This is a genomic window from Streptomyces sp. NPDC005195 (assembly GCF_040608315.1).
Lineage (GTDB): Bacteria > Actinomycetota > Actinomycetes > Streptomycetales > Streptomycetaceae > Streptomyces > Streptomyces kaempferi.
In genome coordinates this window covers 76,886-90,480 of record NZ_JBEXHZ010000003.1, presented here as the reverse complement: position 1 = coordinate 90,480, position 13,595 = coordinate 76,886, and the positions used below count along the sequence as shown (strand labels likewise).

Below are 13,595 nucleotides of genomic sequence, written 5' to 3'. Positions count from 1 at the left end.
AAGTGTTAGCGTTGCTCTCGTCGGGTTGCGAACACCGCTACCCCCCGAAGGACGAGGAGCAACGTCATGACCGAACGGACCGGCACCTCCCCGCGCGTCGCGATCGTGACCGGCGGATCGCGCGGGATCGGCCGCGAGACCGCCGAGCGGCTGGCCGCCGACGGATACGCCGTCGTGGTCAACTACGCGGGCAACGAGGCGGAGGCCGGCAAGGCCGTCGCCGCGATCACCGGCGCGGGCGGCGAGGCTCTCGCCCTGCGCGCGGACGTCGCCGACGAGACCGCGATGGCGGCCCTCTTCGACGCGGTGGAGGCACGCTTCGGAGGTGTCGACGTCGTCGTCCACGCCGCCGGGGTCATGACCCTGGCCCCGCTGGCCGACCTCGACCTCGACGACCTGGACCGGATGCACCGCACCAACGTCCGCGGCACCTTCGTCGTTGGACAGCAGGCGGTGCGCCGGCTGCGCCCGGGCGGCGCCCTCGTCAACTTCTCCAGCTCGGTGCTGGCGCTGGCCATCCCCGGGTACAGCGGCTACGCCGCCACCAAGGGCGCCGTCGAGGCCATGACCCTGATCGTCGCCCGCGAGCTGCGCGGCCGGGACGTCACCGTCAACGTGGTGGCCCCCGGCCCCACCGCCACCGCGCTGTACCTGGACGGCAAGGACGAGGAGACCATCGCGCGGGCGGCGGCCCAGCCCCCGCTGGAACGCCTCGGCACCCCCGAGGACATCGCCGGGGTCGTGTCCTTCCTCGCGGGCCCGGACGGCCGCTGGGTCAACGGACAGGTGCTCCGCGCCAACGGCGGCATCATCTGATCCCCCTCGGCCCGCCCCCCTCCCGACTTCGAAGGAGTTCCGCCATGGACGCCGATCCGCGTGCCGTCCCCGTTCCGCCCAGGACGATCCTCATCACCGGCGCCGGTTCGGGCTTCGGCGCACTGTCCGCCCGTGCCCTCGCCCGCGCCGGGCACACGGTGTACGCGGCGATGCGCGACACCGCCGGCCGCAACGCCGCGCGGGTCGCCGTCGCCGAGGAGTACGCATCCGCGCACGGGGTGGACCTCCGTACGGTCGAACTGGACGTTCTCTCCCAGGAGTCGGCCGACGCGGCGATCGCCGAGGTGCTGGCGCGGTCCGGCACCCTGGATGTGCTGGTCCACAACGCCGGGCACATGGTGACCGGTCCGGCGGAGGCATTCACCCCCGAGGAGCTGGCCGCGGTCTATGACACGAACGTGCTCGGCACCCAGCGGGTCAACCGGGCCGCGCTGCCGCACCTGCGCGCCCAGGGCCACGGCCTGCTGGTGTGGGTCGGCTCGACCTCCTCGCGCGGCGGCACCCCGCCCTACCTGGCGCCGTACTTCGCCGCCAAGGCCGCGATGGACGCGCTCGCCGTGTCGTACGCCGCCGAACTGGCCCGCTTCGGCATCGGGACCAGCATCGTGGTGCCGGGCGCCTTCACCTCCGGCACCGACCACTTCACGAGCGGCGGCCACCCCGCCGACGCCACGGTGATCCGGGCGTACGAGGAGCGCTACGCGGGCCTGACGGACCAGGTCGCCCGGCGCCTCGCGGCCCTCGCGCCGGCCGACGCGGACGCGTCCCTCGTCGCCGACGCCGTCGTCGAGGTCGTCGGCGCCCCGGACGGCGAGCGGCCCTTCCGGGTGCACGTGGACCCCGCCGACGACGGCTCGGAGGAGGTCAGCCGGGTCGCGGACCGCGTCCGCGCCGAGTTCCTGACCCGGATCGGCCTGGAAGACCTGCTGACCCCGCGCCCGGCCCCGCGCGGGGTGGCCGCGTGACCTCCGCTACCGTCGGCCCCGTGAGTACGAAGGCGCGGATCCTCGAGGTGGCGGCCGCCCTGGTCGCCCAGTCCCCGGACGGTGACGTCTCGACCCGGGCGGTGTGCGAGGCCGCCGGGGTCGGCGCCCCCGCGCTCTACCGCCACTTCGGGGACAAGGCGGGCCTGCTGTCGGCGGTCGTCGACCACGGCTTCGACCAGTACCTGGCGGCCAAGCGCGAGCGCACCCCCGGCACGGACCCCGTGCGGGACCTGCGCGACGGTTGGGACACCCACACGGACTTCGCCCTGCGCAACCCCAGCCTCTACCGGCTGATGAACTCCCCGGCGATGCGCACCCCGCCCGCCGCGGCCCTGGAGTCCCACCGCATCCTCACCGAGGACCTCCGGCGGGCGGCCGCGCGGGGCAAGCTGCGCCTGGCCCCCGAACTGGCCGCACAGATGATCATGTCCGCCAACGTGGGCGTCTGCCTGATGCTGGTCTCCCGCCCGGCCACCTTCGACGACAGGACCCTGTCGCGCCGGGTACGGGACGCCGTGCACGCCGCGGTCTTCGTACCGGAGGTGATGGCGGACCCCACCCCCGGCACCGCGACGGCCGGCACCGCGACGGCCGGCACCGGCGAGGCACCGGTCCCCGCCACCGCCACCCGCCTCGGCGCGCTCCTCCGGCAGACCCCCAGCCCGGCCTTCACCCGCGCCGAGTCCGCCCTGCTGGGGGAGTGGCTCGACCGGCTCTCCAACGAGGCGCCGGAACAGCCGTAGCGACGTTCCTCGGAGCTCGGGCCGCGGCGGCCCGGGTACGACAAGGGATGCGGGCCGTTCCCCGCCTCTGCCAGGTGTGAGGCCCGCCGGTCAGCTGCCCAGGAAGATCGGGTTGGTGAACGCCGCCAGTGCTCCCGGGACCGGACCCGCCGCCGTCTCGTGCCGCAGTTCGGCCCGTACATAGGCCGCGTACTGCGCGGTCGTCCGCCACTCCACCGTGCCCGAGCCGGAGACCGGCAGGACGTCACTGGTGAACAGGACACCCTCGTCGGTGACGAAGCGGGCCGTGCAGCGCGGGGCGCCGGAGACCTCCAGACGAACCGTGACCGGAGCGTCCGCCGCCACCTTCAACCGGCCGCCGACACCCGCGTGTTCACCGGTGGGACCGGACACGGTGAACGCCAGCACCACCGACTTGGACTCCGCCACGTACGAGCGGCCCGCGCGAAGGCCCTCCTGGACGGCCTCCCGGGTCAGGTCGTCGGCGAGGACGACCGTCTGGGGCCTGCCGACCGCGTCCGGGTCGCGATGGGCGTCGCTGTTGCCCATCGCCGGGAGCCAGGACCGCGACTCCGAACGGACGGACGCGACCAGCGTGTTGTCCCACTCGGCCAGGGCCACCTCGTCGTCGGGCGTGTACGGGCCGTTCCACACCTCGACCGCGTCCGCCTCCCCGAACCCGAACTTCCAGCCGCAGCCGATGCAGGTGGCGTGTGGATGCGCCGGGACGACCAGGCCGCCCGCGCGGCGGATCCGGCGGGCGAAGCGGCCGAACCGGTTGTCGCGGGCGCGGTAGCGCCAGTCGACGAACGTGCCCGGGTCCGTGCCGAGCGCCACCACATGGCCGTTGCGCGTGGTGACCTCCTCACCGAGCATGATCAGCAGGTCGTCGCCCGCCTGGTCCGCCCAGTGCGGATGCGAGGAGTGCGTGTTGTGGTCCGAGCTGTTGATGAAGTCGAGGCCCGCCGCCCTCGCCAGCGCCGCGATCTCCGCCGGAGTGCGGCGGCCGTCCGAGTACCAGGAGTGCAGATGACAGTCGCCCCGGTACCAGGCACGCCCGCGGCCCTTCGCGCGCGACGGGGGGTACACCGGGGCCGGCGTCGCGGCCTGCTCCCCGTACGTGAGCGTGATGGTGACCTCGTACGACAGGCCCTGCGGTGCCACCGTGTACGGGCCGAGCGCGATGTGCCAGGTGCCGGGGCGGATCCGGCCCGGCACGTATCCCGGGGTCGCGTCGTCCGCCCGGACGAAGAACTCCGTACGCGCCCCGCCCGACCAGCCGCGGAAGCCCTCGCCGCCCAGCTCCGTGCCGCGCTCGTCGAAGAGGCCGATGTCGAGCGCGTTGCCCGCCGTGCCCGCCGGGACCGACGGTCTCTCATAGGTGTACGCGACGTGGATCTCCCGCACCCCGCGCGGGACCTCGACCGGGAGGTACACGAAGTCCGGCGCACCGACGGGCAGGGTGCCCGGCACCGTCCGGGTCTCGGTACGGCCGGCCGCTCCGGCGCCGCTCGCGAAGGTCACGCCTCCCAACGTAAGGGCAGCGGCCGCTCCCGTCAGGAACAGCGCGCGTCTGGCCATGCCGTCGTCGTGCTCGTCCTCGCACATGCTGCCGCTCCCAGGGTGTCGTCGCTGACATGGGTGGTGCGGGGGTGGTGCGGGCGTGTCCCCGGCCACTGTGGTGTCCGGCGGTGAACGGCGGCGCACGGCAGGGGGATCGACGGCTTTCGGCGAGACGGCGCGCGATCGGGAACCCGCGTGGCCGCCCGGCGGAATCCGCCCGCGCCCTCCAGTGCCTGATCACGGCGATCGTATGCTCGAAGGATGACGACTTCCGCGACTCCCGGGACCGGGCCGACGGCGAACTCCATGCGGCGGGCGCTCAGGCGCGCGCGGGACGGCGTCGCCCTCGACGTCACCGAGGCGGCCGTACTGCTCCAGGCGCGCGGCGACGACCTCGGCGACCTCGCCGCGTCCGCCGCGCGGGTGCGTGACGCGGGCCTCGACGCCGCGGGCCGCCCCGGCGTCATCACATACTCCAAGAGCGTGTTCGTCCCGCTCACCCGGCTGTGCCGGGACAAGTGCCACTACTGCACCTTCGTGACCGTCCCGGGCAAACTGCGCCGGGCCGGGCACGGGATGTTCATGTCCCCGGACGAGGTCCTCGACATCGCCCGGCGCGGTGCCGAACTCGGCTGCAAGGAAGCCCTCATCACCCTCGGCGACAAGCCCGAGGACCGCTGGCCCGAGGCGCGGAAGTGGCTGGACGCGCACGGGTACGACGACACGATCGCCTATGTGCGGGCCATCTCCATCCGCATCCTGGAGGAGACGGGACTGCTCCCGCACCTCAACCCGGGCGTCATGTCCTGGACCGACTTCCAGCGGCTCAAGCCCGTCGCGCCCAGCATGGGCATGATGCTGGAGACGACGGCCACCCGGCTGTGGAGCGAGCCCGGCGGACCCCACCACGGCTCCCCGGACAAGGAACCCGCCGTACGGCTGCGGGTCCTGGAGGACGCCGGCCGCTCCTCGGTCCCCTTCACCAGCGGGCTGCTGATCGGCATCGGCGAGACGTACGAGGAGCGCGCCGACTCCCTCTTCGCGCTCCGCCGCGTCTCCCGCGCCTACCACGGCATCCAGGAACTGATCATCCAGAACTTCCGCGCCAAGCCGGACACCGCGATGCGCGGGATGCCGGACGCGGAACTGGACGAGCTGGTCGCCACGGTCGCCGTGGCCCGGCACCTCATGGGACCGGCGGCCTGCCTCCAGGCACCGCCCAACCTGGTGGACTCCGAGTACGGGCGGCTGATCGGCGCGGGGATCGACGACTGGGGCGGGGTGTCCCCGCTGACCATCGACCACGTCAACCCCGAGCGGCCCTGGCCGCGGATCGAGCAGCTGGCCGAGCGGTCCCGCGCGGCCGGCTTCGAACTGCGCGAACGGCTCTGCGTCTACCCGGAGTTCGTGCGGCGCGGCGAACCCTGGCTGGACCCGCGGCTGCTGCCGCACGTACGGGCGCTGGCGGACCCGGAGACGGGCCTGGCCCTGCCGGACGCCGTCGTCGAGGGGCACCCCTGGCAGGAGCCCGAGGAGGCGTTCACGGCGTCGGGGCGTACGGACCTGCACACGTCGATCGACACCGAGGGGCGCACCGGCGACCGCCGCGAGGACTTCGATCTCGTCTACGGCGACTGGGAGGCGCTGCGGGAGGCGGCCGCCCCCGGCATGGTGCCCTCCCGCATCGACACCGACGTCCGGGCCGCGCTGGCGACGGCCGCCGACGACCCGACGAGACTGACGGACGACGAGGCGCTCGCGCTGCTGCACGCGGACGGGCCCGCGCTGGACGCGCTGTGCCGCGTCGCGGACGACGTCCGCAGGTCCGCCGTCGGTGACGACGTCACGTACATCGTCACCAGGAACATCAACTTCACCAACGTCTGCTACACCGGCTGCCGCTTCTGCGCCTTCGCCCAGCGCCGTACGGACGCCGACGCCTACACCCTGTCCCTGGACCAGGTGGCCGACCGCGCCGCCCAGGCCTGGGACGTCGGGGCGGTCGAGGTCTGCATGCAGGGCGGCATCCATCCCGACCTGCCCGGCACCGCGTACTTCGACATCGCGAAGGCGGTCAAGGAGCGGGTCCCGGGCATGCATGTGCACGCCTTCTCGCCCATGGAGGTGGTGAACGGCGCGACCCGCACCGGGATGTCGGTGCGCGAATGGCTGACCGCGGCCAAGGAGGCGGGCCTCGACACGATCCCCGGCACCGCCGCGGAGATCCTGGACGACGAGGTCCGCTGGATCCTGACCAAGGGGAAGCTGCCCGCGGCGACCTGGATCGAGGTCGTCACGACCGCGCACGAGCTGGGCATCCGCTCGTCCTCGACGATGATGTACGGCCATGTGGACCAGCCCCGGCACTGGCTCGGCCACTTCCGCACCCTGTCCCGCATCCAGCAGCGGACCGGCGGCTTCACGGAGTTCGTGACGCTCCCCTTCATCCACACCAACGCGCCGGTGTACCTGGCGGGCATCTCCCGGCCGGGCCCGACGGTCCGCGACAACCGCGCCGTGACCGCCATGGCCCGCCTGCTGCTCCACCCGCACATCCCCAACATCCAGACCAGCTGGGTGAAGCTCGGCGCCGAGGGCGCGGCGGAGATGCTCCGCTCCGGCGCCAACGACCTCGGCGGCACGCTGATGGAGGAGACCATCTCCCGGATGGCGGGCTCCTCGTACGGCTCCTACAAGTCCGTCAAGGACCTCGTCGCGGTCGCGGAGGCGGCGGGGCGCCCGGCGAAGCCGCGGACGACCCTGTACGGCGAGGTGCCCGAGGAGCGGCAGCGCGCGGCGGCGGCGTCGGACGGCCACCTGCCGGAGCTGCTTCCCGTGCTGGAGTGAGGGAGCCGGCGGTGGCGGTGAGCGGTCCCGGGACCGGCGTACCGGCGTCGGACCTCCGGAGGCCGGGGCGTCCGGGGGCGAGGCGTCCGGGGGCCGGAGGCCGTGGCGTCCGGGGTCGGCGATCGAGGTCCACGTCTCGCAGTACGATGATCCGACCCTCGGTCGAGGGTCGGAAGCTTCGCCAGCCGGAAGCTTCATGAACTGAGGAGTTGCGTGTCCGTGCCTGCCCGACGGCTTCCCTCCTGGGTCTGGGTCACCGGTCTGACCGCGGCGGCGCTCGTCGGCGTCACGGCCCTGGCCGCGCAGGCCGACCAGGGAGCACACCCGCTCGCGGCCCCGAGGAAGAAGCCCTCGGCGTCGGCGAGCCCGCACCCCTCCGCCCCGCCCAGGAAGAGCGCACCGGTCGCGGTCCCCGACGGCTCGGGCACCGGACGCCGCATCGTCTACTCCCTCGGCCTGCGCCGGGTCTGGCTCGTCGACGCGACCGGCGCCGCCCGCCGCACCTTCGCGGTGTGGCCGGGCACGGTGAGCCCCGCGCCGGGCCGGTACGCGGTGTCGTCCACCGACGCCTCGACCACGGGCACCGACGGGACGAAGGTCGAGAACATCGTCTACTTCACCGCGCGGTCGGGCGTCTACATCGCCTTCTCCAACGCCCAGGATGGCTCCTCGCCCAAGCCCTCGGCCGGGGCGCGGACCGGGGCGATCCGGATGCACAGCGCCGACGGGGACGCGGTCTGGCAGTTCGGCAGCAAGGGGACGGCCGTCTCGGTGGTCGAGTGACGGCCTCGCCCGTCGAGGCCGGACCCACGCCGGTCCCGGCGGCTTGCGCCAGACTGGAGCCCGGTCCGAGCGGGCGGTGACGGGGGGAACGGGCGGATGGTGCGGGGACGGCCGTCGATGCAGGAGCTGATCCGGCAGCGCAGACGGCGGGGGTTCGTGGGGCGCGGCGCCGAACGGGCCGCGTTCCGGGAGAACTTCGAGCTGTCGCCGGAGGACGAGCGGCACCGGTTCCTGTTCCATGTGCACGGGAACGCGGGGGTCGGAAAGACCTTCCTGGTACGGGAGCTGGAACAGCTCGCCCGGGAACGCGGGGCGCTGACCGCGTACGTCGACGAGGGCGTGGGCAGTGTGCCCGAGGCGATGGCGGCGGTCAGTGAGCGCTTCGCCCGGCAGGGGCACCGGTTCAAGGACCTCGACCGGCTGCTGGCCACCCATCGCGAGCGCCGTCACGAAGCCGAGGCGGCAGCGCTGGAGACGCCGGACCCCCCGGCGTCCCCGCCGTCGCCCGCGAGTCTGGCCGCCGCCCGCGCGAGCCTGGTCGGGCTCGGCCTGCTGCCCGGTGTCGGCGCCTTCGCCGGAGCCCTCGACCCGAACCAACTCGCGGTCGGCGCCGACTGGTTGCGGGCCGGGATCGGCGCCAGGCTGCGCAACCAGGAGGACGTGCGGCTCGTCCAGTCACCGGAGCGGGTCCTCACCCCGGTCCTGCTCGACGAGCTGACGTCCGTCGCCGCCGAGGCCCCCTGGCTCGTCCTCCTCTTCGACACCTACGAGCGGACCGCGCCCTTCCTCGACGGCTGGCTGCACGAGGTGATGACGACCGACCGGCACGGCGCCCTGCCGGCGAACGTCGTGGTCGTCACCGCCGGACAGCGCCCCTTCGACACCGCCCGCTGGGGCGGCTTCGCCGACTTCGTGGCCGACGTACCGCTGGCGCCCTTCACGGAGGCCGAGGCGCGGGCCCTGCTCGCCGACAAGGGGGTGGTGGCCGAACCGGTCGTCGAGGAGGTGCTGCGGCTCACCGGCGGACTGCCGGTGCTGGTGTCCACCCTGGCCGCCGGACGGCCCACCGGACCGGACGACGTGGGCGACCCCAGCGCGACGGCCGTGGAGCGCTTCCTGAAGTGGGAACAGGACCCCGTCCGGCGGGCCGCCGCCCTGGCCTGCGCCCTGCCGAGAAGGCTGGACGCCGATGTCTTCCGGGCCGCCGCGCACTGCCCGCAGGACGAGGCCGACGCGCTGTTCGGCTGGCTGCGCGGCCTCCCCTTCGTCAGCGACCGCGGGGACCGCGTCCAGTACCACGACGTCGTACGGGCCCCGATGCTGCGCCTGCAGCGGCTGCGCTCGCCGCGCGGGTGGGCGCGGCGGCACGCCCTGCTCGCGGAGGCCTTCGGCCGGTGGCGGGCCGAGGCCGAGGCCGAGGACGGCCGGGACACCGGAGAGCTGTGGGCGGACAAGGGCTGGCGCGAGCTGCGGCTGGCGGAGACCTACCACCTGCTGTGCGCGAACGCCCGGACCGCGCTGCCCGCCGCGCTGCGGGACTTCGTGGACGCCTGCGACGGCGGTGACGTCGCCGCCCGGCGCTGGGCACGCGTCCTGGCGGAGGCGGGCGAGGACACGGACGCGGAGCCCGTACGGACGTGGGGGCGGGCCCTGTCGGAGGCGTTCGCCGACGGCGGGGTGGCCGCCGCGCTCGGGGTGCTGCTGGACCGCGGCGGACTGGACGAACGCCGGCAGGCCCTCGCCCGGGTGGTCCGGGGCAGCGCGCTGCGGCACGACGGCGCGTACGAGGAGGCGCTGGCGGAGTACGACCGGGCCATCGCCCTCGATCCCGGCCTGGCGCGCGCCTACCGCGGCAGGGCCCTCGGCCGCAACGGTCTGGGCGACCACGAGAACGGCATCACCGACCTGGACCGGGCCGCCGCGCTCGCCCCGGACGACGCCGAGACGATCTCCGTACGCGGTGAGTACCACCGCATCCTCGGCCACGACGCCGACGCGATCGGTGATCTGGACCGGGCGATCGCGCTCGACCCCTCGTACCACTTCGCCTGGGCGTCGAGGGGAGCCACCCGGCAGCGGCTCGGACAGCTCGCCGAAGCCCTTGCGGACTTGAACCGCGCGCTGGAACTCAAGCCCGACTACCCCTGGGCGCTGGGGCGCAGGGCCCGGGTGTGGCGGGGCCTCGGCGAACCGGACCGGCAGCTGGCCGACCTCGACCTCGGGCTGCGCCTGCTGCCCGACTGGGGCTGGGGACTGTGCGAGCGCGGTGACGCGCTCCGCTCGGCGGGCCGGCACGAGGAGGCGCTGGCCGACTACGACCGGGCCATCGCCCTCGACGGCGCGTACGCGTCGGCGTACGCGAGCCGGGGCGTCTGTCACGCCGGCCTCGGCCGGCCGGCCGAGGCCCTCGCGGACCTGGACCGGGCCCTCGCCCTGGTGCCGGAGTACTCCTGGGCACTGCGCCACCGGGCGGAGCTCCGCCTCGGGCTGGGCGATCCCGCCGCGGCCCTGTCCGACGCCGACCGGGCGAAGGCGCTGCGGCCCGACGAGGTACCGGTGCTGCTGTGCCGCGCCCGCGCCCTGGTCGCCCTGCGACGCCACGACGAGGCCCGCGTCGACCTGGACCACGCCCTCGGGCCTCACGCCGGGGACCTGGTGCTCGCACCGGCGCTCGACGACCTGTCCGGCGTGCTCGACGACCTGCTGCACGCGCCCGGCGCCGACCTGGACCGGCTCGCTCCGCTCGTCGAACGCGTCACCACGGTGCGGGCGGCCAGGTCCGCCCCGGGTCCCGCCCCGGGTCCCGTACGACCACACCTCGAATGATCCGGGAGAAGCCGACCGAACGGCGTTCATAAGCGATCACTTGGTTTTCTCGGGTCACACTTCACATACCGTTCCGCGCCATGAACGGACCGTTCACCGTCGATTACAGTGCTGAGCTGTCGGACGTGCGGACGGTGCCTGGGGAGGTCTCGGTGGGTGCGACAGCCGGTGCCGTCTGGGGCCGTGCCGAACAGCAGGACTTCCGCAGCCGGGTCCGTGGAACCCTGCTGGGCACGGCGGTCGGCGACGCCCTGGGCACACCGCTCGACGGGCTCACCCTGGAGGAGATCCGTCAGGAGTACGGCGCGGAGGGGCTGATCGACCTCGCCGCCGGCCACGACCGCCGCGGCACCGTCACCCACCTCACCCAGCTCACGCTCTTCACCCTCGACGGCCTCGTCCGCGCGCAGGTGCGCCGCGACACCGGCGCCTGGCATCCGCCGACCGACCTGCACCGCGCGTACCGCCGCTGGGCGGCGACCCAGAGCGACTGGGGTCCGGACGAGCGCCGCAAGGACGACGGCTGGCTCGCCCGCGAGGAGTGGCTGTACGCCCGGCGCGACCCCGCCAGGTCCTGTCTGACCGGCTTCGGCGACGAGACCATGGGCACGCCGGACGCGCCCAAGAACCCCGGCGAGCTCGGCCCCGAGGCCGCCGCGCGCTCCGCGCCCTTCGGGCTGCTCGTCGGCTGGGAGCCGCAGTTGGTGGTGCAGCTCGCCGTCGAGTGCGCCGCGCAGACGCACGGGCACCCGACGGCGTATCTCGCGGCCGGCGCGTACGCGGTCATCGTGCACGCGCTGGCACGCGGCGAGAGCCTGGACAGCGCCGTGCAGCGGGCGCTCGCCATCCTGGCCGCGCGGCCGGGGCAGGAGCCCGTCAGCGACGCCCTGCAGCACGCGCTGGGGGCCGTACGGCAGGGGATGCCGTCGCCGGCCCGGGTGGAGGAGCTGGCGGGGGAGGGCACGGCGGAGCGGCTGCTCGCGGTCGCCGTGTACTGCGCGCTGGTGGGGGAGGACATCCGGCACGGGCTGTGTCTGGCGGTGAACCACGGCGGGCGCTCCGCGGTGGCGGGGGCCCTGACCGGGGGTCTGCTGGGCGCGCTGCACGGCGAGACGGCCCTCCCGCCGGCCTGGCTGGCCGAGCTGGAGGGCCGTCCCACGATGCTGGTCCTCGCGGACGACTTCGCGATGGAGATGACGCAGGGGCCCGCGCTGCACGGCCCGGGAGCGTCGTCCCCCGGGTGGCTCGCCCGCTATCCGCGGGCCTGAGGGCCGTCCCCGGGGCCGTACGGGAACGCCGTCCCCGGGGCCGTACGGGAACGCCGTCCCCGGGGTCGGTCGTCGAGTAGTGCGCGCGGGTGCCGGAAGGGCGTGTCCTCAGACGCCCGTCGGGCTGGCCGACGCTCCGTCCGCCTGGACCGGGATCGCCGCCGCGGCCGCCCCGTCGCCGTCGTCGTCCGTGTTGATCTTCTCGATGATCGCGTCCCGCTCCGGGGTGTCCTCGGGCTTGATCAGGCCGATGACGATGTAGAGGACGAGGGAGACGATCATCGGGAGGGCGACCTGGTACTCCAGCTTCACGTCCGTGCGCTGCGAGAAGTCCAGGTGGTAGTTGACGAAGAAGAACGCGAGCAGACCGCAGGCCCAGCTGGTGAGGGCCGCTGTCGGCCCGGACTTCCGGAACGGCCGCAGCAGTCCCAGGATGAACGGGATCGCGATCGGACCCATCAGACCGGCCACCCACTTGATGACCACCGTGATGATGTCCTTGAAGGTGGCCGAGTTGACCTGTGTGGCCACCGCCATCGACAGGCCGAGGAACGCGACGGTCGTGACGCGTCCGGCGATCAGCCCGGCCCGGTTGTCCCAGGCCCGCGCGGTCTTCGAGAGGACCGGCGCGACGTCCCGGGTGAACACGGCGGCGATGGCGTTGGCGTCCGAGGAGCACATGGCCATCGTGTGCGAGAAGAAGCCGACGACCACCAGGCCCAACAGCCCGTGCGGGAGCAGCTGTTCGGTCATCAGGCCGTACGCGTCGGAGCCGTCCGGCTTCTTCGCCGTGACGAGCAGCGGCGACAGCCACATGGGGATGAAGAGGATCAACGGCCAGACGAACCAGAGTCCCGCGGAGAGGAAGGCCGACTTCGTGGCCTGCTTCGCGCTGCCCGTCGCCATGTAGCGCTGGGCCTGGTTCCACATGCCGCCGTTGTACTCGAAGAGCTTGATGAAGAGGTACGCGATGAAGAAGACGGTCAGGTAGGGACCCGCGAAGCCGTTCGCGTGGCCGTGCAGCTTGGGCGAGTCCAGCGCCTTGGACAGACCCCCCTGGTCGGAGATCTTGTTCAGCGCGATGACCAGCATCGAGATGCCGGCCAGCAACTGGATGACGAACTGGCCGAGTTCGGTGAGCGCGTCGGCCCACAGTCCGCCGATCGTGCAGTACACGGCCGTGATGCCGCCGGTGATCAGGATGCCCTGGGTGAGCGTGACCCCGGTGAAGACGCTCAGCAGGGTGGCGATGGCCGCCCACTTCGCGCCGACGTCCACGATCTTCAGCAGGATGCCGGACCAGGCGAGTGCCTGCTGGGTCGAGACGTTGTAGCGGTCCTTGAGGTATTCGAGCGGTGAGGCCACGTGCAGCCGGGACCGCAGGCGGTTCAGCCGGGGCGCGAAGAGTTTGGCGCCGAGCAGCACGCCGATGGCGATGGGCAGGGCCCAGGTGACGTAGGACGTGATGCCGTACGTGTACGCGATGCCGGCGTACCCGGTGAACATCACCGCGCTGTAGCCCGACATGTGGTGCGAGATGCCGGACAGCCACCACGGCATCTTGCCGCCCGCGGTGAAGAAGTCGCTGACGTCGGCGACGCGTTTGTGGGACCAGAAGCCGATCGCGGTCATGACGCCGAAGTACGCGACCAGGACGGCCCAGTCGAGACCGTTCATGTGCCCCCTCCAGGGGTCCGCCTTGTGAACCTGCAGATACCGGACGGCACTTCGCCAGTACGCAT

The 13,595-nt window shown here is 73.5% G+C and carries 9 protein-coding genes; 7 read left to right on the top strand and 2 right to left on the bottom strand.

Annotated elements, in window-relative coordinates; translation table 11 throughout:
• Positions 1–66 precede the first annotated feature (66 nt).
• Genes ABZV34_RS04875 through ABZV34_RS04865 form a run of 3 tightly spaced genes read left to right on the top strand, consistent with a single transcriptional unit; the run spans position 67 to position 2,566 of the window.
• The gene (locus ABZV34_RS04875) at positions 67–816 is read left to right on the top strand and encodes an SDR family oxidoreductase (RefSeq protein ID WP_356271335.1); all 750 of its coding nucleotides are present in this window, start codon (positions 67–69) and stop codon (positions 814–816) included.
• Positions 817–860: 44 nt separating this feature from the next.
• Positions 861–1,802, top strand: a complete 942-nt coding sequence (locus tag ABZV34_RS04870) for an SDR family NAD(P)-dependent oxidoreductase (RefSeq protein ID WP_356271333.1) — start codon at positions 861–863, stop codon at positions 1,800–1,802.
• Positions 1,803–1,822: 20 nt separating this feature from the next.
• Positions 1,823–2,566, top strand: coding sequence for a TetR/AcrR family transcriptional regulator (locus tag ABZV34_RS04865; protein ID WP_356271331.1), 744 nt, complete (start codon positions 1,823–1,825; stop codon positions 2,564–2,566).
• Between the two features lie 90 nt (positions 2,567–2,656).
• Here the strand turns inward: ABZV34_RS04865 and ABZV34_RS04860 are convergent, their stop codons facing one another.
• Positions 2,657–4,174, bottom strand: coding sequence for a CehA/McbA family metallohydrolase (locus ABZV34_RS04860; RefSeq protein WP_356271329.1), 1,518 nt, complete (start codon positions 4,172–4,174; stop codon positions 2,657–2,659).
• Between the two features lie 216 nt (positions 4,175–4,390).
• Here ABZV34_RS04860 and ABZV34_RS04855 point away from each other — a divergent pair, with 216 nt between their 5' ends.
• The 4 genes from ABZV34_RS04855 to ABZV34_RS04840 all read left to right on the top strand — a co-directional run bounded on the left by ABZV34_RS04855 (position 4,391) and on the right by ABZV34_RS04840 (position 11,853).
• Positions 4,391–6,976: a bifunctional FO biosynthesis protein CofGH gene (locus tag ABZV34_RS04855; protein ID WP_356271327.1), complete on the top strand. Its 2,586-nt coding sequence runs from the start codon at positions 4,391–4,393 to the stop codon at positions 6,974–6,976.
• A 213-nt stretch (positions 6,977–7,189) separates the two neighbouring features.
• Positions 7,190–7,759, top strand: coding sequence for a hypothetical protein (locus ABZV34_RS04850; RefSeq protein WP_356271325.1), 570 nt, complete (start codon positions 7,190–7,192; stop codon positions 7,757–7,759).
• A gap of 117 nt (positions 7,760–7,876) precedes the next feature.
• Complete coding sequence (locus ABZV34_RS04845) at positions 7,877–10,585, top strand: tetratricopeptide repeat protein (protein WP_356271323.1); 2,709 nt, start codon at positions 7,877–7,879, stop codon at positions 10,583–10,585.
• Positions 10,586–10,737: 152 nt separating this feature from the next.
• Positions 10,738–11,853 (top strand): ADP-ribosylglycohydrolase family protein, encoded by a 1,116-nt coding sequence (locus ABZV34_RS04840; protein WP_356271321.1) that lies wholly within the window; start codon positions 10,738–10,740, stop codon positions 11,851–11,853.
• 108 nt (positions 11,854–11,961) lie between these two features.
• Here ABZV34_RS04840 and ABZV34_RS04835 read toward each other — a convergent pair whose 3' ends face one another.
• The gene (locus ABZV34_RS04835) at positions 11,962–13,530 is read right to left on the bottom strand and encodes a sodium:solute symporter family protein (RefSeq protein ID WP_356271319.1); all 1,569 of its coding nucleotides are present in this window, start codon (positions 13,528–13,530) and stop codon (positions 11,962–11,964) included.
• Positions 13,531–13,595: the final 65 nt, after the last annotated feature.

Coding starts and splice junctions, on each gene's coding strand:
- ABZV34_RS04875 (WP_356271335.1), top strand. CDS start 67: ATGACCGAACGGACCGGCACCTCCCCGCGCGTCGCGATCGTGACCGGC.
- ABZV34_RS04870 (WP_356271333.1), top strand. CDS start 861: ATGGACGCCGATCCGCGTGCCGTCCCCGTTCCGCCCAGGACGATCCTC.
- ABZV34_RS04860 (WP_356271329.1), bottom strand. CDS start 4,174: ATGTGCGAGGACGAGCACGACGACGGCATGGCCAGACGCGCGCTGTTC.
- ABZV34_RS04855 (WP_356271327.1), top strand. CDS start 4,391: ATGACGACTTCCGCGACTCCCGGGACCGGGCCGACGGCGAACTCCATG.
- ABZV34_RS04845 (WP_356271323.1), top strand. CDS start 7,877: ATGCAGGAGCTGATCCGGCAGCGCAGACGGCGGGGGTTCGTGGGGCGC.
- ABZV34_RS04835 (WP_356271319.1), bottom strand. CDS start 13,530: ATGAACGGTCTCGACTGGGCCGTCCTGGTCGCGTACTTCGGCGTCATG.